This window comes from Anabaena sp. CCY 9402-a (assembly GCF_963920945.1).
GTDB classification, from domain to species: domain Bacteria; phylum Cyanobacteriota; class Cyanobacteriia; order Cyanobacteriales; family Nostocaceae; genus Trichormus; species Trichormus minutissimus.
In genome coordinates this window covers 17,947-36,711 of record NZ_CAWUDL010000068.1, presented here as the reverse complement: position 1 = coordinate 36,711, position 18,765 = coordinate 17,947, and the positions used below count along the sequence as shown (strand labels likewise).

Sequence of the window (18,765 nt, the reverse complement as noted above, 5' to 3'; positions counted from 1 at the left end):
TTTTATCTTCTCTGTTTATTTTCCTATAAAATTTATTTTAAAGATAGGTCTATTACAATACTTAAGGCGCAATCTTAATCCTTAGTTTAAGCACTCATGGAAAACTTTGTTTTTTATAACCCAGTTAAAATCCTCTTTGGTAAAGGTCAAATTGCCAATATTGGTGCTGAGATTCCGGCTGATGCCAAAATTCTTATAACTTACGGTGGAGGTAGCATCAAAACCAATGGTGTCTACGATCAAGTTAAATCTACCTTAGCTGGACGGAATGTGTTTGAGTTCGGTGGAATTGAACCTAATCCCCGCTTAGAAACATTGATGAAAGCTGTGGAATTGGTACGTCAAGAAGGGATTGATTTTCTGCTGGCGGTGGGTGGCGGTTCAGTTCTGGATGGTACTAAGTTTATTGCGGCGGCGGTTCACTTTGAAGGCGATCCTTGGGACATCCTCATTAAGCAAGCACCTGTGACTGCGGCTGTACCTTTGGGTACTGTATTAACCCTTCCAGCTACTGGTTCGGAGATGAATACAGGTGCTGTGATTACTAAGGAGGAAACACAAGAAAAACTCTACTTTACCAGTGATTTGGTATTTCCTCGTTTCTCTGTGCTTGACCCACAAACGACTTTTTCCTTACCTCCAAGACAAATTGGTAATGGGATTGTTGATGCTTATACCCATGTCATGGAACAGTATTTGACTTATCCCGCCAATGCACCATTACAAGACGGGATGGCGGAGTCAATCTTAAAAACGCTGATTGAGGAGGGGGTAAAAACCTTAGCTAATCCCCACGATTATGATGCACGGGCTAATGTGATGTGGTGTGCAACAATGGCTCTCAATGGATTAATTGGTGCGGGAGTTCCGCAAGATTGGGCGACTCACATGATTGGTCATGAGTTGACGGCGGAACACGGTTTAGATCATGCTCAAACTTTGGCGATTGTGCTACCGAGTACCCTCTCTGTGAGACGCGATCGCAAATGGCAAAAGCTTCTACAATATGCAGAACGCGTCTGGAACATAGTTGATGGTAGCGAAGCCGAACGCGTAGAACAAGCGATCGCTCAAACTCGCAACTTCTTTGAATCTGTCGGTGTCCGCACTCATCTATCTGACTACGGTGTAGGCTTAGAAAGCATTCCTGCAATTATCGAACGCCTACGAAAGCACGGTTTGGCAGTTTTGGGCGAACAGCAAGATGTAGATTCTCAAGTTGTGGAGAAGATTTTAACTCTCTCGGCTTAGGGATTTTGGATTTTACGTAAAGCCTGCGGTATAGCTACGCTTAGAGCATCTTTCTCCGACACGCTCCGAGAAGATTCAGTTGTCTACAATTAGTGGCGGGTACAAGCCCCCACTGATTGCAATTTTTAATTTTACATTTTTAATTGGGTTGACTATCCTCAATATATGGTGATAGTCTTAATCAGACCAATCGGTCTTAAATACTTTTAATGTCCAAAGGTGAAGAAACAAAAGCTCGGATTATCCAACAAGCAGCCGAACTGTTTAACCAACAGGGGTATGCGGGTTCGTCTATCTCTGACATTATGCGGGTGACTGGATTACAGAAGGGAGGAATTTACAATCATTTCCCAAGCAAAGATGAATTAGCATTACAGGCTTTCGATTATGCGATCGCTTGTGTCAGCAAACATTACAGGTTAGCATTACGCCATGAACGTCATGCCATTGGTCGTTTAAAGGCGATCGTTAACGTATTTAGCAGCTTTGTAGAAAATCCACCCATCCCAGGAGGGTGTCCCCTACTGAATACTGCTGTTGAAAGTGATGACGCTCATCCGGCTTTAAGAGAACGCACTCAACAGGCCATGACAGCTTGGCTCAATCTCATTCGCCGCATTATTGAAACTGGCATAGAAAAGGGTGAAATTCAACCAGGAATCAATGCCGATGAAATCGCCAGTATTATAACTGCAACCTTAGAGGGTTCAATTATGATGAGCAAGTTATATGGAGATAATATTTATATGCAAAGAGCAGTTAATCATCTCAATCAGTACATAGAAACTCATCTTTAACACAATGGTACAAATTAAAGTTTATGGTTTATCTGACAAGCTCAACCCAATTAAAGCAGAACTATCAAATATCATTCATGCTGCTCTAATTGAAGGGTTGCAAATTGCTCCAGAGAAAAGATTTCATCGCTTTTTTCCATTAGATAAATCTGACTTTTATTACCCATCAGATAGATCAGATAATTATCTGATTATAGAAATTAGTATGTTTGATGGGCGTTCAGTTGCAACTAAAAAACAGCTAATTCGGTTGTTGATTCAAAAGATTAATATAAAATTGAATATTTCAGTAGATGATATTGAAATCACCATTTTTGAAACGCCTAAATCCAACTGGGGGATTAGGGGTTTACCAGGTGACGAATTAAAACTTAACTACAAAGTAGAAGTTTAATTTTTTTATAGCTTTACAGACCGAATGGTCTTTATGTGATGTTGAGGAGAAATCATGCTAACAACTGACAAAATTCATAGGCCGTTAGAAGTAGTATTAAGTATACCCGTAAGAACTTATGATATAGATTTTGTCGGCATTGTGAGCAACATAGTTTATATCAGGTGGCTAGAAGATTTACGCCTAAAATTTTTAGAAGAACACTGGCAACTTGAGCAACAGCTTGAGCAAGGATATGCACCAATTATGGCGGGAACAGAAATTGAATATAAACGCCCAATTAAGCTAACTGATCAAGTGATTGGCCGCTTATGGTTAAGTAATTTAGGACGCTTAAAATGGACTGTACAAGCCGAAATTTTAGCTAACAACAAATTAGCCGCATCAGCTACACAAAAAGGTGCTTTTATGAGTTTAGAAAGTAGTCGTCCAATTCCCATACCAGAAGGATTAAAACAGAAATATTGTCAATCTCAGCAGATTTAACCAGCTAAATTTTTTATAGTTTAACAAACCATTCGGTCTTTTTAATTATACATAGGAGTTTTCGATGCTGAAATTTTACTACGCCCCTCTTTCACCTAATGCTCGGCGTGTGTGGATAACTTTATTAGAAAAGGAAATTGAATTTGAACCGATATTAATGAAATTAAATGGTGATCAATTACAGCCAGAATTTTTGGAAATTAATCCATTTCACCATATCCCAGTTGTAGTAGATGATGGGTTTAGGGTAATAGAATCTTTGGCGATTTTAGATTATTTAGAAAGGAAATATCTCACACCTGCATTGTTACCTAATGATGCTCAAGGCTTGGCGAAAGTCAGAATGGTGCAAATGGTAACAGCTAATGAATTATTTCCCAAAATAATTACTCTAATTTGTGATAATCCTGACTCACCGCAGTTCTTACAAGCCGTAGAGCATATAAATAAAGTGCTGCAATTTTTGACAGAAATTATTGGCGGGTATACTTTTTTTAATGGTGAACAATTAACCCTAGCAGACATTGTTGCTGGAACAGTCTTACCGTTTTTACCTAACTTGGGTGTGAGTCTAGATAATTATCCCCAACTGCAAAACTGGTGTGAACAAATTAATCAACGCCCAGCCTGGGATAAAACTAAACTTAGTGATGTAGACTTTGAAGAATTCAAACGGCGGGTGAGATTTTTGGTAAAACTGCGTAGACGTGAAATGAATCAAGATAATCAAACCGACGAAACTAAATAAAAATCTTCACGTTGGGTGGATTAGCTTTCGTTAACTTACCGAAACAAAAGGAGCGATCGCTATGAATCATTAAATTCTGAAATTTTTACGTGATGTTTTCTAAGACTTCTAGCTTCAGGCTAAAAGATAAATTGCTAAGAATTATTGATTGCTAATGGCAACAGTAAGCGGCTGACTACTCGATTATCAGGTAACTGATAGAGATGTAATTCTCCTTTGAGTTGCTGCATTAGCTGTTGACAGATCAATAAATGCAAACCTGGGAGTTGATCGAGATGACACTCTGTCAGCACGTCCTTACGAGTCTTTTGTTCTAGTTCTGCTAGTAACTCTGGTGCAATTATGCCATTATCTGTAATCGATAATTCCAAGAATTGTTCATCTAAGCGACGACACCAAATATCAATTCTGCTGCCATGAGCAGAACGTTGACAGGCCGCCAATAATAATTCATGGACGATTAATTCAAATTTAATAATGTCGCCAACGATCGCCATTGAAGAGGGATGGCTTGGCGCGTTAATACTCTTTGGTAAGCTAGAACCATTACTTGACTCTGGTTCTTGTGTGGATTGTCCCAATCCATGAACCCCAATCCAGAGTTTTTGTTTTTGAACTAAATTGTCTATGCGTTCGAGCGATCGCTTCAACAAGCTGGCTATGGGCATAGTTTCCCCACTCATGTGCAATTGCCATTGCTCTTGTTTTAACAATCCTGTCATCGCCGTACTGGTGTGATCTAACTGTCGCCACAATAATTGGTAGCGTGTCTGAGTTAGTTCATTAGTAGGAATCCCCAAATCATGAATTTGCCCAAGTAGCAGTGCTGTTGTCCTTTGAACTTCTTCCAACCGTCGATGTTTGTACCAATTGAGTTGACGTAGTTCTTGGGTTGTAGATTCTAGACTTTTGCTAATTAGCTGTTGACGACGCAACCAAGCTAATTGCTCAATCAGAGTTTCTATAGCATTCAAAGTTTGTTGTGGCCAGTAGCGTTCTGCGTGGTCTGCTATGACAACTACCCCTGTGGGTTGATGAATAGCAGCAGTCCGTAAAGCTATGACCAAAACCTTACCCGCACCTGGGCAATTTAACCATTTTTTGGTTTCTGGGGGTAAATCATCGACTTTCAGATTTAAGTAGCCATCTTTAGACAACGCCCACTGAATCAATGCTTCAGACTGCACGGATACTTGTGCATCTGTGCGAATATTAAAGTGACTATCAGTAGTTACTCCGGGGATAATCTCCGCCTGAGACTGGCCAGATGACCAAGACAACATTAAAGCTAAAGGACAGCCAAGAATAGATGCTATTTGTGCCAGCGTAGTAGTTTCTAAGTAATTTTTTTCTGTCTCAGTGTTTTCACTATGGGCTTCTTCTAAAATGCAGAGAGATTGTTGAATACTCTGCACAATTTTTTGCTGTTGTTCACTATTGGTTAGTAGTCGCCATTGTCTTAAAACTACACCTATTTGTTGACTGACAATCCACAACAGTTCTTTTTCGAGGGTCGTCCAATTGTAATGCTTGGTGTGGGTAATTAGCAGGATTGCTTCTGGTCGATGACCTTGAGTGCAGTTGCAAACTAACAGCGATCGCACTCCATTTTCTATTAAAGATGGTCGCCAGTTAAAAAACCGTAAATCTTCGTCTAAATTCTCAACTTCTACGGTTGTTTTCGCCGACTTCAACATTTGCCTATCGGTTTCGGTCAATAAACTAAAAGCAAAGGTCAAAGGACGGCGATTATGGGGTTGGGTTTGATAAATAACTTGATAGTTATTGCGGTCAGCATCGTACTGTAAAACTAAAAAGCGGGTAGCACCTAACCGAGTTAATACCTTGGCGGCACAAATACGTAAAGTTTCTTTGAGGTCTTGGTGAGTGTAGATAGCTTGAGCAACTTGGCTAGTGAGTTGAGAATCTTCTTTAATTTGTTGAATGGTAGTTTCCATTTTTTCAGTTGGAGCTACCAGAGAGACTAAACCCGCCGCACCTTGAACAAAATTTTTGTCTGCTTCTGACCAAATGCGCGGTTCAATACCTTCGACAGCCAGAAACCCCAATAGGTCTTTTTGCCAGATAATTGGAGCAGCCAAGAGCGATCGCACTCGCCAGCGTTGCAATAACTTGGCAGTAAAATGACTGTTTAGGGAACTACGAGCGTCACCAATCCAAACAATTTGGTTAACTGACAAAGCATAATAAAAATCACTCAACTCTTGTACGGTCATTCCAGCTGCTGGCTGTTCACGCTGTGCATCTCTATTCATTTTCATCAGCTGATTGGTGATCCGACACCAAAAATAGCGTCCTTCCCTATCAAACCAGTAAATATTGGTACGACTAGGGGCAACAAATTCATGGGTTGCTTCTACTACTGCTTTGAGTCTTTCTTCTAAATTATTGAAGTTATGTAAATTGTCCAGTAATTCTAATAAAGGCTGATCAGGACGCTTGCTTTGCTTTTGCTGCAAATGAAATTCATTTTGATGAAGTATTGACCCCAATTCGCCTAAGACAATCATCACACTAGTTTTAGTCTCCTCTGGGATCAAATAACCCCAGCGTTCTGAAGCTATTAACAGCAATCCCAAACAACGGTCTTTGTAGCGTATGGGAAAAATAATTGTTCCCCGAACGTTGTGTTTTTGTCCCAAGTCTTGCAATTCGCCCATTCTCGTTTCAGTGCGAATATCCGCTACTCCCACGGGACGCTGTTGAATAACTACTTGCTCTAATAAGTCACCGGGACAGAGAATCAACCGTTTGCGTAAAAAATTATCCTCGCCTCCAGGGGTGACACCACCTTGACCCAACAATGTATGCTTGATGCGATCGTAAACAGCAATCCAAATCAGACTGTAATTAAACTGCTGTTGAATATAAGAAGTAGTAATTGCCATCAGAACTTCAACATCATCCTCTTCCCTTAGACTTTGCAAAACGCGTCCTAAGGCAACAATTTGTTCTTCGGCGGCTATAGGTGGTTGTGGTAGCCCCATCTGATTATTAGTCAACATAGCTTGTAATATATAAGATGCCCATAAAATAGCCCTGACTAATATTGTTTCGATTGTTTATTGAAAGTTCTGGATAAAAAGCAGAGAAGCAAGGGAGCAGGGAAGCAGGGGAAAATAAAACCTGACTAATGACTATAGATGCTGGCGCAAACCATTTTTAATTTTTAATTTTTAATTTTTAATTCCCCAAAGGGGTTGACAATGGATATCTATCGAATTGCTATAAGTCCGGTTTTATTCAAGTTATTAAAAGCAGATCCAGAGTGGTCACATCACCAGGCAATAGGGATATTAAGCTGGTTATCACATCAACATCATGCTGGTAATAATTGGCTACCAAACCTGTTACAAAAGTCTCTCTGTCTAAAAAATCACCGCCTAGAACAAAATTTATTTGGTTTACACTTTCCCAACCCCGTCGGTTTGGCGGCTGGTTTTGATAAAGATGGCGTTACATCTGGCATCTTGTCAAGCCTGGGTTTTGGTTTTGCGGAACTGGGAACTGTGACATTTGTAGCACAGCCAGGAAATCCTCATCCTCGTTTGTTCCGCTTGCCCTTAGATCAAGCTGTTCTGAACCGCATGGGGTTTAATAATAGTGGTGCAGCTGCAATGGCATCACGGTTAGCTCAAGAAAAACAAGAGTACACTTCATCCATACCCATAGGCATTAATTTGGGTAAATCGAAAGTTACTCCTCTAGAAGCCGCCGCAGAAGATTATTTATATAGTTTTCAATTACTTAAAGAATTGGGAGATTACTTTGTAGTTAATGTTTCTTCACCCAATACACCAGGATTGCGATCGCTCCAAGATGCCTCTATGCTCAGTTCTATCTTGGATGTACTACAAAACGAAAACAATGCACGAAAACCATTATTTGTCAAGATAGCACCTGATTTAGAATGGGAAGCGATCGCGGATATTATTAATTTGGCGAAAACCTACCAGCTAGCCGGGATTATTGCCACTAACACGACTATTAGCCGTGAGGGACTAAAAACCCAGGTGATAGACAAAACTGGCAAATCACCTGAGCAAGAAGCCGGGGGAATTAGTGGTGCGCCATTACGCGATCGCTCCACAGAAGTAATTAGGTTTATCTGGCAGCAAACCCAAGGGCAGATGCCAATTATCGGGGTAGGTGGCATATTCTCCCCCGATGATGCTTGGGCAAAAATTACTGCTGGTGCTAGCCTAATTCAAGTTTATACAGGCTGGATTTACGAAGGTCCAATGATGGTCAGCCGTATTCTTGAGGGTTTGCTAGCCAAGTTAGAACAAAATGGCCTCAGTTCCATTTCAGAAGCCATCGGTTTGGACTTTAACAAGTGACTGGGGAGTATTAAGAAGCAGGGGGGCAGGGGGTGCAGGGGGTGCAGGGGGTGCAGAGGAGAAAAACTATTGACTATTGACCCTTAACTAACTCACTACTCAGCACTCACTACTCAGCACTCAGCACTCAGCACTCACTACTCATTCATCCACTGGAAAGAACTCCTTAGTCGTTTCTGAAAAACTCCAAGCAATACCATCGGGATCGCGGTTGCGACTCCATTCAGGAAATTCTGGATCATTACGCCGTTTATATACAGTGCTGGAATAAACATTCAGCCGTTTAGCTAATTCTGATTGAATCAAAGAACCAAAAACTAACTGTCTTGCTAGTTTTTGTTTAGCTTCTTCCGTAACTGCTGGTGGTGGTAATTCCGGTTCTAGTAATTCCGGTTCTGGTTTTGTTGCTACTGGTTCTGGTGTAGGTGGTGCTGCTAAGAGCGATCGCGCTTCCTTCGTTACTGGTTGCGCTGCTAGTTGTTTGACAGGCTCACTACTGTCAAGAATATTACCCAGAATACTGCCAGTGATGAAGTAATAAACTTCACCTGTTTCTCCAGCAGGTAGTATACTCGCACCAAATTCAGATGCTTTACCATCTAGATAGCGTTTTGCCTGTGTGCCGGGAAAGTTGCCCCGAATTGCCAAATCTACAGGTGTAATCTTGCCCTGATTTTCTCGAACCAACTGACTGAAAATCGGGTTAACTCGCTGACACCACTGTTGCCATTGGTATTGTTGCCATACATTTAAACCAATCAGCAACACTAGAAAAGCCAGCAAAAATTTCCAGGTAGTAACCAGGAAAATAATCACAAACGATATTGGCAAAAGGAGAACGAGAAAGCCTTTCCCGCTACCTTCTATTGTTTTTTCACTCATGCCGATTTTTGCCAAGCGAATTTTTTGGGAAATAATATATTATATTGGCAAAAATCGGCGCAAGTTTTTGTATAGTTTGGCAAAGTTACGGCAAAAATCAGCAAAATCATCATTAGCTGCGATCGTATAAAACTAAAAAACCTAAAAAACCTAATAATTTCGGCAAAAATCTGCAAAATATTTTTTCGACAATAGATTTAGCCGTTTTCTATCACTCTAGGGAGAGAAAAATAAGGGGTTGAGATTTTTATCTGCCTAGAGTGATTCAAAGAGGGTTAGGTAAACAAGTTTTGCTAGGAACGAGATGCGAACAGTTCTTATGGAATTAAGCACTAAAGTGCTGACTAAGAACCTGCACAAAAATTTTAGTCATCCTCTTGACAGTCGAAATTACATATACTACATTAATACTACAAGCCGACATTCCTAAAGGAGTTAGCTAAATCGGTAGCGGATAGCTCAAATACCAGAGCGACCACCTTGCCTGTAAAGGCCGACCTATCGAGGGTTATCGAAATATATTGATTCACAATCCCTTGATTAAATTTCTGTAGATGCAGGTGCAAATCCTGCTCTGCTACCCATATTAGTGCTGTTAGAGAAGCTGGACATAGCCCATGCTGAGTTTAAATTTTGAAATTTTAAGCGGGGATAGCTCAGATTGGTAGAGCAGTGAAAGGGGTAAAACCCATAGTCCTTGGTTTACAAACTTGCCTGAAGAGGCCGACTAATTGAGGGTTATCGTTAATTCATCGGACGCAGGTTCAAATCCTGCTCCTCGCGCCAAAACAATTTCAGATTTTGTAGAAAGTGGGCGGTGTCGGTTTCCGTAACATCCAACTTGCCCAGACTAATTTTCAATTTTCATGTGGCAGGTAGTTCAAATGGAAGAACGCTATTATCCTTATTCACAACTTGCCTGAAGAGGCCGAAGAATTGAGGGTTATCGTCTGCAACACGAGAGGTTGCGGGTTCGAGTCCCGCTCTGCCACCTTTCATTTTTGCCCGCAAGGGCTGGGAGATGAAGCGATGAATTATAATTTTTTCACCAAAAATAAGACAAATACACCACAAAATCAGCCCATCCCCGGACGGGAAGCCGAGATGATTCAAGGGCGTTCCGGTGGCTGGATATTTGATGCTGGCATTTGGAAAATGTTGCGGCGTTGTCTGTTGGTTGGCACAGCCCAAAGCACATACTATGCTGGCAAACAAGAACTCACAGAAGATTTTGTGGCGGTTGTGAAACAAGCTGTCGCTGAAAATCCCAGCCGTGTTGCGGAAGAAATTTTGTATGCCAGTGATGGACACGCCATCAATAACAGCGCACCTATTTTTGCTTTGGTGTTGCTGTCAATGGGTGAAACCCCAGAAGCAAAACAGGCTTTTGGTGAAATCTTTCCCCAAGTTGTCCGTACAGGTAGCCATTTCTATGAATGGCTGAACTATACCAAATCTCTAAGGGGGTTCGGTAAGATAGTCCGGGAAGCTGGTAAAAGCTGGTTATCTCGTGAAGATGTCAAAGGTTTAGCCTATCAACTGTTGAAATATCAACAACGTCAAGGCTTTACTAATCGCGATGCTTTACGGTTGTTTCACGTCAAACCACCTACCGAAAACCACCGTCAACTCTATGAATGGGTAGTTAAAGGTTGGGCAGAATTACCAACTGAAATACCCTCTGAGGCGTTGGCGCAAATTTGGTGGTACGAATGGCTAAAGCACAACCCCGGCGAAACCCACCAAGCCATTTTGCAAGGACGTTTAACCCACGAAATGGCTGCACCCGTGGGCAAGATGGATAAGCAAGCTTGGCAATTACTATTTCAGGAAATGCCTATTGGTGCAATGTTGCGTAACTTGGGTTCATTAACTGAACTGGGTGTGTTGCGGACTGACGAAAAAACTAACTTGCAGCGTGTAGAGTCAGTTCTCAACAACAAAGAACATCTGCGTAAAGGTCGTATCCATCCCATAGATGTTTTGAAAGCACTCAAAACTTACGAGTCTGGGGGAAGATTAGGACGCAGTAAGAAAACCTGGAGTCCAGTTCCCCGCATCGTGGACATCTTAGAAAAAGCCGTTGAGTTGTCCTTTGATGTGGTGCAACCCACAGGTAAAGTATTCATGCACGCCGTAGACGTTTCTGGTTCTATGGGTAGCTTGGTTGCAGATATGGGACTCAGCTGCTGTGAAATTGCCACCACAATGGCATTAGTTACAGCCAAAGCTGAGAAAAACTACATGATTCGCGGCTTTGCTACGGAATTTCGGGAGTTGAATATCACCGCTAAAGATAGTTTTAGCTCTGCTGTGCGTAAAGCCAGCAACCAAAACTTCGGCGGAACAGATGCTTCTGTAGCTTATGACTGGATGATTAAGCACAAGTTCAAAGCCGATGTTGTTTGTTTCTGGACTGACTCCGAAAGCTGGGCGGGTTATAAACATCCCTCTCAAGCATTAGCTGATTACCGTAAAAAGGTGAATCCTGATGTTAAGGCTGTGTATGTCAGCTTGACACCTTACCAAATTACCTTAGTAGATCCCAAAGATCCCCTGTCTTGGGATTTGGCAGGGTTTGACCCTGGTACACCTCGCATCATCCAGATGCTAGCTACAGGTGAATTATAAAGAGAGTTGAATAGCATTAAGGATAAATGGTAACTTTTATCCTTTTTACTGTTTGCTGAATTATGTAAAATAGTTCCTTAACTTTACGTTACGCTGTAGACCCTTCATATTCATGAAGGGTCTTAGAATTATAGAAGAGTTTCAGTTATCCTGAACACAGTTAGCCTTGATGTCTAATCGCCAAAACCTATATATCTCATGGATTTTGCTAATCTTGCATCCCAGTTAAATGCCGGGACGATTTTACCAGAGGGAATTGTCATTATCACCCTCATGGCGGTTTTGATTGTTGATTTGATTTTAGGGCGCACATCCTCACGCTGGATTGGATATCTAGCGATCGCAGGTTTACTAGCTGCGATTGTCGCCCTATGTTTTAAATGGGATGCTATCAATCCCATCGCCTTTAGCGGTAGTTTTAATGGTGACGACCTCAGTATTGTCTTTCGCGGTATCATTGCCTTGTCTGCCGTTGTGACTATACTGATGTCAATTCGCTACATTGAGCAGAGTGGCACTGCATTAGCCGAATTCATCGCGATTTTATTGACCGCTACTCTAGGAGGGATGTTTCTCTCTGGGGCTAGTGAGTTGGTGATGATTTTCATCTCACTAGAAACACTGAGTATCTCCTCTTATTTACTCACGGGTTATACCAAGCGTGACCCCCGTTCTAATGAAGCGGCTCTGAAATACTTGTTGATTGGGGCTTCCAGTACAGCAGTATTCTTGTACGGTGTATCATTACTGTATGGTCTATCTGGTGGACAAACAGAATTAGGTGCGATCGCTAATGGTATTGCTCAAGCGAATGTTGGTCAATCCTTGGGTTTGGTGATTGCCCTAGTATTTGTGATTGCAGGTATTGGCTTCAAAATCTCTGCTGCACCCTTCCACCAATGGACACCAGACGTTTATGAAGGCGCACCTACCCCAGTTATCGCCTTTTTGTCTGTTGGTTCTAAAGCAGCCGGATTTGCCCTAGCTATCCGCTTGTTGACTACAGCTTTCCCCCTTGTCGCCGAGGAGTGGAGGTTTGTCTTCACAGCCTTGGCTGTTCTCAGCATGATTTTGGGTAACGTCGTCGCCCTCGCCCAAACCAGCATGAAACGGATGTTGGCTTATTCATCCATCGCCCAAGCTGGGTTTGTGATGATTGGCTTAATTGCTGGGACTGACGCAGGCTACGCCAGCATGATTTTTTACCTGCTGGTTTACCTGTTCATGAACCTGTGTGGTTTTACCTGCGTGATTCTGTTCTCCCTACGGACAGGAACAGACCAAATCACCGAATACTCTGGGTTATATCAAAAAGACCCCCTACTAACCTTGGCTTTAAGCCTATCCCTGCTTTCTTTAGGTGGGATTCCGCCTCTAGCTGGGTTTTTCGGGAAGATTTACCTCTTCTGGGCTGGTTGGCAAGCGGGTCTTTACTGGCTAGTTCTACTAGGTCTAGTTACCAGCGTTGTTTCTATCTACTACTACATTCGTGTAGTTAAGATGATGGTGGTTAAAGAACCCCAAGAAATGTCCGACGTAGTGAAAAATTACCCCGAAATACGTTGGAATTTACCAGGGTTTAGACCTTTACAAGTAGGGTTAATAGTGACTTTAATCGCTACTACCCTCGCCGGAATTTTGTCAAATCCTCTATTTACTTTGGCAAATAATTCTGTTACTCATACTGCTATTTTGCAAACAGCAGCAGTTGTCAGTAACCAGGTAAGTATAATACCTGATGAAAAACCAGAAGGGTTGTAAATTCTACCTTTTGTTATCTAAATGGCTAATAGTTTTTCAACTATTAGCCATGTTTTATATTTGTAACTAATATTAATTTGAACAAGAAATTCTGTTCGCCTAGCTTATACCTTTGTGTAGAGCAATTTACCAAAATGAGCTGCTCACTTATTGAAATTATTATAAACTTATCAGATGGAGATTAGATGGGGAACAATCAAGGAAAAAAGAGGTGTCTTAGCATTATTTCGTGTAACAAGTGACCAAAAGTATTGTATCTTCGTTGGGGACACCAAAGCGACAACGAGACATCAAATTTAACTTATCAATGAGAACCGATACAACCCTCATGATTTCGTTAATTGATAAAACCTGCTTATAGTTGCAGCACGTTGACCGATTGCAGGTATAATTCGCACCCAGATGCTTAAGCTATTTGTCAGTTTTTCCTTCACCTCCAAGGAGCTTTTTTTCAAGATTAGTTTTAGCTATTAAGTTAAATTTAATGTCATTAATTTTTATAGTTTTGTGTATTTATTTTTTTAATGAAATAATTAAATTTCATGTAAAGATTTCTGTTTTATATCAACACGGACTTGCAAAATTTGTTAGATGTTGTATTTTGTTGAAAAACAAGCCCAAACATCTAATAACATTTTTGGTAACTCTTCATTCGCTAAACAGAAGCAATGAAATGATAATCAAATTTTTTCAAAAATACACAAATATACATAGTTGGACATCATTTAGCAGCTAAACAATCCAATTTAAATACGTATTTAAGCTTATTTAAATTACATTGTTAATACTAATAAAAACTAAAAAAGATGAAATTTAGCAATATTATACCAGCAATTTTTACATCCTCTTGTTTATTATTTTTTGGCATACCAAGTGCTTATGGGATTGGATTAATTACTGTTGATAAACAAGTTTTTGATGATCAACCTGAAGGGTTTATTTTGAATTTAGAAGGAACAATAAATGAACAAATTCCTGTAGGAAGAAATTCTATCAGTTTAGATTTTCTAAACAATGGTTTTTGGATTACAAATATAGAAATCGACTATAATCCTTCTAGTATCCCTTTAGACCCCAATCCTTCTAGTATCTCTTCAGATAGACTTACTATTCGCTCAATATCTAGGCACATAATGCCTTTACATCCAGAGGATGGAGGGGTAGGAACAGCATCCGATGAGGCAATCTCTGTAAGTTTTCCTTTTTCTGAATTAGATAACTCGTTTATTAACGAGAACACAGGATCTTTTACAGATAAACGTCCTCATGGACAACATTCTGATGTTTATTTTGGTTCTTTATTTATTCAAGGTGAGAATGGAGATATCAAAAACTGGAAATATAGTTTAATTGGAAGTCATCGACAAGTACCAGTCCCAGAACCTTCAAGTATTGGTTTGATTTTAGCTGGTATATTTGGGTTGATGTTTAATAAAATGTCTAAAAATAGCAAAATAAGTTAATTTAATATTCAATATTTTAACCTGAGTTCGGGTTAAGCCAGAAGCTAAAAAGCTTATTCTGTAAGGATTGAATAAAACTGGAAGTGATCAAAGCAGGGATTAAAGTGAAATCATTTTCTCAATAAGGTTCACAAATGAAACTAATCTCAACAATATCTCTTATTGAGAATAGATGAAAACAGAGCTTCAGACCGAACAACGATAAGTCAAGGCTTTTGAGGATTTCTTATCCCGAACTCAGGTTAACTAGGTTAAAATTCTAAACTTAGAATTACCCGAAGTTTATCTAAAATTTCTACAGCAAAGATATTTAATTTAATTTAATAATAAAAACTATTTCAATCATCTTAGTAAATAGGAATAGCGATCGCAAACTCTGAACCCTCTCCTAATGCAGATTCTACTTCCAAAGTACCACCATGTTTCTGCACAATAATTTGGTGAGCGATTGATAATCCTAAACCCGTACCTTTGCCTACAGGTTTAGTAGTAAATGAATGTTCAAAAATTTTAGCTTTCATCTCTTCTGATATCCCTAAAGCATTATCTTTAATCCGAATTAATACATAATTATTATGGTAGTCCAAAGATGTTTGAATAATAATTTGATTATTTCTTGTTTGAATTTCTGCAAAACTTAAATCAGAGTTTGACTCTTCTAAAGCATCAATTGCATTAGCAACAATGTTCATAAATACCTGATTTAATTGTCCAGGAAAACAATCGATTATAGGAATATCTCCGAATTTTTTAATTACCTGAATTTCTGGACGGTTCTGATTAGCTTTTAAACGATGCTTAAGGATAAATAGAGTGCTATTAATCCCTTCATGAATATTAAAAGGTAATTTAGATTCTGTATCAGCCCGCGCAAAAGTCCGCAAACTAGAACTAAGATTACTAATGCGATCAGTACCTTCTTTCATGGACATAATGAGCTTGGGTAGATCCTCAGATACATACTCCAAATCCATGACTTTAATCTGGTTTGTGATTTCTTTGAATGGGTCAGGATAGCACTGCTGATAGAGGCCTATTAGATATAATAAGCCATGAATATATTCGATAGCAGGGGTGATGTTCCCCATAATAAAACAGACAGGATTGTTAATTTCGTGAGCTACATCTGCAACTAATCCACCCAAAACAGACATTTTATCTTGCATTGTCTGAAGGTTTATTAATGTCTGTTCTAGTTCTAGAGTCCTTTGTTGTAACTGTGTTTGTGATTCTTGCAGTTCATTAATTACTTTTTTGAGTAATGATTCCTTTTTCCTATTAGTTTCTTCTAACTGTAGTCGGTCTATGGCAGCACGGTCTAATTTTTTTTGTAGTATTCTATTAGCTTTTTCAAGCGTTTGAATTTTCTGTTCGCAATTCATAATTTCCGTGAAGGTTTACTTAGTTCCTAAAATTAAAGTAACGAATGTTTCATTATGAAATTGCGATTTACCAGCAGATTTTATTGGGGCAATCTCGCCATTAGAATAAAAACCACAGGCAGGTAAAAACTGATTAACATAATTTTTGGTATTTAGGTACTCTTGTTGGGTTTGCATACCCAAGATTTGCCGCCTAGCTACACAGGAAAAAAATAGTACGCCTGCTGGTTCTGTGCCTGGATAATTATTGATAGCATTCATAAATGATGCGTGAGAAGCCACCAAAATATCTTGATGTCCAGCTTCAGAAATTTGAATGGTTGCTTGCTCAGGAATATCTGCAAAAAAGGTCATGCTACCTGTGGTTTCATCATAGGCAATCGGCGCTCTAAGATAAAAACTCACTCCATCTTCATCCAAAATTGCTAGAGGATATTCCATTGAAGGTGGTAGTGTACCTAAATAATGCCGATAGAAGTCTAAAGCTGGGTTATCATCAATTTCATAGACTATATTTTTTTCTACTTTAGTGACTTTGCTAGTTTTACCGATGGGAAACCAACCACTAGCTACACCGTGGGAAAATAGAACGTTACCAGAAAACAATAAAACTGGAACAGAATCGCTGAGGACTTGTGTTTGAAAAAATTGATAGGTATTTTGATATTTTGACTGATCAGCTGCTAAACCACCAAATATGGGAAATGTTTCTCCCAAAGCTAGTTTTAAACCATTTAATATTGATACACCACTAGTTGTCAGACTCTCTGGATGGGTCAAGCATAGTTGAGGAACTGTGGTAGTTTTAGCTTTTGCCTGTTCTACAGCTTCCTTGGTCGCAGTAATGGGATCGTGAGAAACTTTCAGTCCAACACCTGCACAAATTTCTATTTCATCTGAGCAAAACAACATTAAGGCAATTGAGTCTTGCTGAAACTCTAAGACTGAAGAAATCTCTCCATCCGTAGTTCCACCAATTAACTCAATTCCTGGAAAAGCCTGATGAATTTGTTGCAGGATGAGAGTATGGTCAAAGTCAATAGCACTAAACAGAATACCCGCTTGAGGAATGTCTCCAGTCAAGGAAGTGTTGCATTGCTCAATTAGTTCCTCCACTGCTGCTAAGGAGTCTGGGTCATTGCTATGGCCAACTACTATCTTTAACATCAATTTAACTCTTTAGTGAATCAACCTCTCTAGCCATATAGTTCCCAAATCTGTATAAAAAATTTACTGTTGAGCAAAGCGGAGTATTTACACTCCCAAAATTTCTTGGTAGATTTTGAGATATTTAGAAGCTATTCAGTAGGAATAGTAATGGTAAATTCAGAACCTTTCCCGATAATGGAATTTACATTTAAACTCCCCTGATGTTTCTGCACGATAATTTGCTGGGCAATTGATAATCCTAAACCCGTACCTTTACCCACAGCTTTTGTAGTGAATAAATGATCAAATATTTTTTTCTGAATTTCATCAGACATACCTAAACCATTATCTTTAATTTTAATTACTACGAAATTTTTATTAGTATTGAGTATAGTTTGAATAACAATTTGATGAGAATTTTCTTGAATCTCATCTATGCTACGTCCAGTATTTGATTCTTCTATAGCGTCAATGGCATTCGCTAATAGATTCATAAATACCTGATTTAATTGTCCAGGAAAGCACTCGATTAAGGGTAAGTCACCATAATTTTTAATAATTTCAATAGGAGGACAATTTTCAGAACCTTTGAGGCGATGTTTGAGAATTAAAAGCGTACTATCAATACCTTCATGAATATTGCACTTAACTTTATTTTCTGTATCAGCCCTAGAAAAAATTCTTAAACTACTACTAATATCTCGAATGCGCTGAATCCCTTCTCTCATTGAGGAAATCATGTTAGGTAAGTCAGAACTAATATATTCCAAATCCATTGCTGTGATTTCGTTTTGAATTTGTGCTATGGGTTCAGGATAATGATGTTGATAAAGGTTAATGAGGTTAATCATGTTTTGAAAATATATGAAAGCATGACCTAAATTGCCATAAATACAGCTAACAGGATTGTTAATTTCATGAGCTATACCTGTAACTAACTGCCCAAGCACAGACATTTTTTCTTGTTTTACAAGCTGGACTTGAAATTCTTGTAATTCTCGTAATGCGTTATCGAGTTTAGCAGTACGCTCTGCTACTCTTTGCTCTAAATTTTTCGTTAGATTTCTAAGTTGTAGATGTGTTTTAATGCGAGCTAATACCTCTTCTTTTTGAAAAGGTTTTGTGATGTAATCAACTGCGCCCAAATTTAACCCATTGACTTTGCTGTCTGTATCTGTAATTCCAGTCATAAAAATAACTGGAATATCTTGGGTAATTGGATTAGCTTTTAAATATTTGCAGGTTTCAAATCCATCCATCTTTGGCATCATCACATCTAATAAAATTAAATCTGGCAATTGAAATTGTATCTTCTGGATTGCCTGTTCACCATTAATGGCTGTAGCTACTGTAAAGCCTGCTGCCATCAGTTCTGCTGAGATAATTTCTAAATTGGTGATAGTATCATCTACAACTAAAATTAAGTTATTTTCTGTTGATGTATCAAGCATTTTTATGGT

The 18,765-nt window shown here is 39.4% G+C and carries 15 protein-coding genes, 2 tRNA genes and 1 pseudogene; 12 read left to right on the top strand and 6 right to left on the bottom strand.

From position 1 onward, the window contains the following. Positions 1–96: 96 nt before the first annotated feature. From ACM0OR_RS21600 to ACM0OR_RS21580, 5 genes are all read left to right on the top strand, one after another. The gene (locus tag ACM0OR_RS21600) at positions 97–1,251 is read left to right on the top strand and encodes an iron-containing alcohol dehydrogenase (RefSeq protein WP_414578681.1); all 1,155 of its coding nucleotides are present in this window, start codon (positions 97–99) and stop codon (positions 1,249–1,251) included. Positions 1,252–1,460: 209 nt separating this feature from the next. Continuing rightward, a complete protein-coding gene (locus ACM0OR_RS21595) occupies positions 1,461–2,048 on the top strand; it encodes a TetR/AcrR family transcriptional regulator (protein ID WP_414578680.1) in 588 nt (195 codons plus the stop codon). Between the two features lie 4 nt (positions 2,049–2,052). Next, positions 2,053–2,442, top strand: coding sequence for a tautomerase family protein (locus ACM0OR_RS21590; protein WP_414578679.1), 390 nt, complete (start codon positions 2,053–2,055; stop codon positions 2,440–2,442). Between the two features lie 54 nt (positions 2,443–2,496). Beyond that, positions 2,497–2,928: an acyl-CoA thioesterase gene (locus ACM0OR_RS21585; protein ID WP_414578678.1), complete on the top strand. Its 432-nt coding sequence runs from the start codon at positions 2,497–2,499 to the stop codon at positions 2,926–2,928. Between the two features lie 64 nt (positions 2,929–2,992). Then, positions 2,993–3,676 (top strand): glutathione S-transferase family protein, encoded by a 684-nt coding sequence (locus tag ACM0OR_RS21580; protein WP_414578677.1) that lies wholly within the window; start codon positions 2,993–2,995, stop codon positions 3,674–3,676. 134 nt (positions 3,677–3,810) lie between these two features. On the opposite strand, the gene ACM0OR_RS21575 is transcribed toward ACM0OR_RS21580, so the two are convergent. Further along, a complete protein-coding gene (locus ACM0OR_RS21575; protein WP_414578676.1) occupies positions 3,811–6,702 on the bottom strand; it encodes a GAF domain-containing protein in 2,892 nt (963 codons plus the stop codon). 201 nt (positions 6,703–6,903) lie between these two features. Here ACM0OR_RS21575 and ACM0OR_RS21570 point away from each other — a divergent pair, with 201 nt between their 5' ends. Continuing rightward, positions 6,904–8,037 (top strand): quinone-dependent dihydroorotate dehydrogenase, encoded by a 1,134-nt coding sequence (locus ACM0OR_RS21570; protein WP_414578675.1) that lies wholly within the window; start codon positions 6,904–6,906, stop codon positions 8,035–8,037. Between the two features lie 141 nt (positions 8,038–8,178). Here ACM0OR_RS21570 and ACM0OR_RS21565 read toward each other — a convergent pair whose 3' ends face one another. Continuing rightward, on the bottom strand, positions 8,179–8,919 hold the full coding sequence (locus ACM0OR_RS21565; protein ID WP_414578674.1) for a hypothetical protein: 741 nt from the start codon (positions 8,917–8,919) through the stop codon (positions 8,179–8,181). Between ACM0OR_RS21565 and ACM0OR_RS21560 the strand changes: the two genes are divergently transcribed. The 6 genes from ACM0OR_RS21560 to ACM0OR_RS21535 all read left to right on the top strand — a co-directional run bounded on the left by ACM0OR_RS21560 (position 8,918) and on the right by ACM0OR_RS21535 (position 14,774). After that, a complete protein-coding gene (locus ACM0OR_RS21560; RefSeq protein WP_414578673.1) occupies positions 8,918–9,049 on the top strand; it encodes a hypothetical protein in 132 nt (43 codons plus the stop codon). The genes ACM0OR_RS21565 and ACM0OR_RS21560 overlap by 2 nt on opposite strands. Positions 9,050–9,564: 515 nt before the next feature. Further along, positions 9,565–9,705: transfer RNA gene (locus ACM0OR_RS21555), tRNA-OTHER, on the top strand. A gap of 83 nt (positions 9,706–9,788) precedes the next feature. Next, positions 9,789–9,911: transfer RNA gene (locus ACM0OR_RS21550), tRNA-OTHER, on the top strand. A gap of 37 nt (positions 9,912–9,948) precedes the next feature. Then, positions 9,949–11,550, top strand: coding sequence for a TROVE domain-containing protein (locus tag ACM0OR_RS21545; protein ID WP_414578672.1), 1,602 nt, complete (start codon positions 9,949–9,951; stop codon positions 11,548–11,550). Positions 11,551–11,748: 198 nt separating this feature from the next. Then, the gene (locus ACM0OR_RS21540; RefSeq protein ID WP_414578671.1) at positions 11,749–13,311 is read left to right on the top strand and encodes an NAD(P)H-quinone oxidoreductase subunit N; all 1,563 of its coding nucleotides are present in this window, start codon (positions 11,749–11,751) and stop codon (positions 13,309–13,311) included. Positions 13,312–14,117: 806 nt separating this feature from the next. Next, positions 14,118–14,774 carry a PEP-CTERM sorting domain-containing protein gene (locus ACM0OR_RS21535; protein WP_414578670.1) on the top strand — a complete coding sequence of 219 codons (657 nt, stop codon included), beginning with the start codon at positions 14,118–14,120 and terminating at the stop codon, positions 14,772–14,774. Positions 14,775–15,121: 347 nt separating this feature from the next. Here ACM0OR_RS21535 and ACM0OR_RS21530 read toward each other — a convergent pair whose 3' ends face one another. The 4 genes and pseudogenes from ACM0OR_RS21530 to ACM0OR_RS21515 all read right to left on the bottom strand — a co-directional run. Continuing rightward, entirely contained in the window at positions 15,122–16,156 is a 1,035-nt protein-coding gene (locus tag ACM0OR_RS21530) for a sensor histidine kinase (RefSeq protein WP_414578669.1), read from the bottom strand. 15 nt (positions 16,157–16,171) lie between these two features. Further along, the gene (locus ACM0OR_RS21525) at positions 16,172–17,323 is read right to left on the bottom strand and encodes an FIST signal transduction protein (RefSeq protein WP_414578668.1); all 1,152 of its coding nucleotides are present in this window, start codon (positions 17,321–17,323) and stop codon (positions 16,172–16,174) included. A gap of 131 nt (positions 17,324–17,454) precedes the next feature. Next, positions 17,455–18,393: a sensor histidine kinase gene (locus ACM0OR_RS21520; RefSeq protein WP_414578682.1), complete on the bottom strand. Its 939-nt coding sequence runs from the start codon at positions 18,391–18,393 to the stop codon at positions 17,455–17,457. After that, positions 18,376–18,756: pseudogene (locus ACM0OR_RS21515) on the bottom strand (response regulator); the annotation flags it as partial. The pseudogene ACM0OR_RS21515 and the gene ACM0OR_RS21520, both read right to left, overlap by 18 nt. Between the last annotated feature and the right edge of the window lie 9 nt (positions 18,757–18,765).

Coding starts and splice junctions, on each gene's coding strand:
- ACM0OR_RS21600 (WP_414578681.1), top strand. CDS start 97: ATGGAAAACTTTGTTTTTTATAACCCAGTTAAAATCCTCTTTGGTAAA.
- ACM0OR_RS21595 (WP_414578680.1), top strand. CDS start 1,461: ATGTCCAAAGGTGAAGAAACAAAAGCTCGGATTATCCAACAAGCAGCC.
- ACM0OR_RS21590 (WP_414578679.1), top strand. CDS start 2,053: ATGGTACAAATTAAAGTTTATGGTTTATCTGACAAGCTCAACCCAATT.
- ACM0OR_RS21585 (WP_414578678.1), top strand. CDS start 2,497: ATGCTAACAACTGACAAAATTCATAGGCCGTTAGAAGTAGTATTAAGT.
- ACM0OR_RS21580 (WP_414578677.1), top strand. CDS start 2,993: ATGCTGAAATTTTACTACGCCCCTCTTTCACCTAATGCTCGGCGTGTG.
- ACM0OR_RS21575 (WP_414578676.1), bottom strand. CDS start 6,702: ATGTTGACTAATAATCAGATGGGGCTACCACAACCACCTATAGCCGCC.
- ACM0OR_RS21570 (WP_414578675.1), top strand. CDS start 6,904: ATGGATATCTATCGAATTGCTATAAGTCCGGTTTTATTCAAGTTATTA.
- ACM0OR_RS21560 (WP_414578673.1), top strand. CDS start 8,918: ATGCCGATTTTTGCCAAGCGAATTTTTTGGGAAATAATATATTATATT.
- ACM0OR_RS21565 (WP_414578674.1), bottom strand. CDS start 8,919: ATGAGTGAAAAAACAATAGAAGGTAGCGGGAAAGGCTTTCTCGTTCTC.
- ACM0OR_RS21545 (WP_414578672.1), top strand. CDS start 9,949: ATGAATTATAATTTTTTCACCAAAAATAAGACAAATACACCACAAAAT.
- ACM0OR_RS21540 (WP_414578671.1), top strand. CDS start 11,749: ATGGATTTTGCTAATCTTGCATCCCAGTTAAATGCCGGGACGATTTTA.
- ACM0OR_RS21535 (WP_414578670.1), top strand. CDS start 14,118: ATGAAATTTAGCAATATTATACCAGCAATTTTTACATCCTCTTGTTTA.
- ACM0OR_RS21530 (WP_414578669.1), bottom strand. CDS start 16,156: ATGAATTGCGAACAGAAAATTCAAACGCTTGAAAAAGCTAATAGAATA.
- ACM0OR_RS21525 (WP_414578668.1), bottom strand. CDS start 17,323: ATGTTAAAGATAGTAGTTGGCCATAGCAATGACCCAGACTCCTTAGCA.